The 420-nt window shown below is 32.9% G+C and carries 1 protein-coding gene; it reads left to right on the top strand.

Annotated elements, in window-relative coordinates:
- Positions 1–22: 22 nt before the first annotated feature.
- The coding region (locus tag OC23_RS03800; protein WP_227505529.1) for an ion transporter at positions 23–420 on the top strand (398 nt) is incomplete at its 3' end.

The following is a 420-nucleotide window of genomic DNA, read 5'->3' as shown; positions in this document are numbered from 1 at the left end:
TACAAGTAAGTACCTAGCAAGTATTCGTATTTTAAGATTACTACGTATTTTCAGAATTTTTAACCTTACACGATTTACACGTGGGAAAAATGTGTTGGTGTTAGGGCTGAAAGAAAGTAAAGATAAAATCATCGTTTTCTTATCATTTGTAGTATTAATTGTTGTTGTAATTGGCTCTATCATGTATATGGTTGAACATGATCATCCTGAATCTGGATTCACAAGTATACCAATTAGTATTTATTGGGCAATTGTCACTTTAACAACAGTAGGTTATGGCGATATTTCTCCTGTCACTGGTTTGGGACAATTTTTAGCGTCTGTTGTTATGATTATAGGTTATGGTGTAATTGCTGTTCCCACAAGTATTGTGACGATGGAAATGAATAAAGCTTCAAAAACAAAAGAAGATATTCCTAC

Origin of the sequence: Acinetobacter sp. A47, from assembly GCF_000805455.1 — a bacterium.
In the GTDB taxonomy this organism is placed as follows: Bacteria; Pseudomonadota; Gammaproteobacteria; order Pseudomonadales; family Moraxellaceae; genus Acinetobacter.
Note: the sequence above shows the minus strand (reverse complement) of the source record. Positions and strands in the feature narration are given on the sequence as shown.